This window comes from Bartonella pachyuromydis (assembly GCF_039543065.1).
Lineage (GTDB): Bacteria > Pseudomonadota > Alphaproteobacteria > Rhizobiales > Rhizobiaceae > Bartonella > Bartonella pachyuromydis.
This window is the reverse complement of the sequence record NZ_BAABJA010000062.1, coordinates 1-780: the sequence shown is the minus strand read 5'-3', so window position 1 is coordinate 780 and position 780 is coordinate 1. Positions and strand designations below refer to the sequence as shown.

At 38.3% G+C, this 780-nt stretch carries 1 protein-coding gene; it reads left to right on the top strand.

Annotation, left to right across the window (positions count from 1 at the left end; translation table 11 throughout):
- On the top strand, positions 1-614 hold a 614-nt coding region (locus ABD917_RS08745; protein ID WP_345119672.1), incomplete at its 5' end, for a hypothetical protein.
- Positions 615-780 lie beyond the last annotated feature (166 nt).

Below are 780 nucleotides of genomic sequence, written 5' to 3'. Positions count from 1 at the left end.
AAGACTTTGCTGATGTAAAGGCTGGGGATCTGGGGGGCTTTATTGAGAATGAAAGCAACCTCTCTCATGATGGTAATTGCTGGGTTGGTGATAATGCTTATGTTGTAAAAACTGGTCGTGTTTATGAAAATGCAAGGGTCTATGGCAATGCTGCCATTGGTGGCTTTGTTTATGGCAATGCTCATGTATGTGATAAAACCCGCGTATATTTTGAAGCTCATGTTTATGACAATGCTCATCTTTCTCATAATGCTTGGGTTTATAATAGTGCAAAGGTTTATGGGAATGCAAAATTATCGGGGTGTGCACGTATTCATAGCAAGGCTGAGGTTTATGATGATGCTGTTGTGAGTGGCGCTGCTAAAATTTATGGCAAGGTTTATGACAATGCTAGCGTGGGTGGGTATGTCAAGGTTTACGGCTCTGTTTATGGGAATGCAAAAGTGACTGGTTATCACACCATTAGAGGTTTGGTACATGGCAATGCAAGATTAAAAAGAGATGATTATTCATATGTTGAACAAAACATTTACTATGCATATGGGATTCCTGAAGATTGTGAAATTTATGAAAACGATCACGTTGTAAAGATTATTGAAAACACAGCAGCGTAAATAAATGCGTGGGCGTTGCGGGGGCGCCCCTCTTTCAAATTTTCCATTCCAAATTTTAGAAAATGTTTAACACATTCAATTGTGTGGGGTCTTCTTATGTGCAAAAAATACGAATTAACGAGAGAAATCAAAAAAATCAAACATGCTTTAACTAGAGAAACTATCA